1 pseudogene is annotated in these 393 nt (G+C 51.9%); it reads right to left on the bottom strand.

What is annotated here, in order from left to right:
* Nucleotides 1-46 precede the first annotated feature (46 nt).
* Nucleotides 47-393: pseudogene (gene silB / locus AACS00_RS09910) on the bottom strand (Cu(+)/Ag(+) efflux RND transporter periplasmic adaptor subunit SilB); the annotation flags it as partial.

Raw genomic sequence — 393 nt, 5'->3', positions numbered from 1 at the left:
GTTGGCGACAGAGCGCCGGATAATCCATTCAATCATCGTCGTCTCCTCAGTGCCCTGAATGCATATTTACAGGCTGGTCAGACATTGCTGGCATACTGCTTTCTGTTTTTTCAGGGTGGCGCATACGTTCCAGTGCGCCCGTAATATTGGCTTCAGAGTCAATGAGGAACAGGCCACTGACCACCACGGTATCGCCTTCATTCAGGCCGGAGCCGATGCCGGACTGTTGCTGTGACTCATGCAGAACGTGGATCTGTTTCGGCACAAACTTGCCTTCATCATCAACAGTAATCACGCGCTGTTCTTTGCCGGTATCGATAACGGCCTGGCTTGGTATCAGCAGCATCTCCTGGCTTCTGGTATTCAGTTTCAGATAGGCATTCATGCCCGGCT

The sequence above is a fragment of the Vibrio sp. 11986-1-5 genome (genome assembly GCF_963878025.1).
Classification (GTDB): domain Bacteria; phylum Pseudomonadota; class Gammaproteobacteria; order Enterobacterales; family Vibrionaceae; genus Vibrio; species Vibrio injensis.
This window is presented reverse-complemented; position numbering and strand designations above follow the sequence as displayed.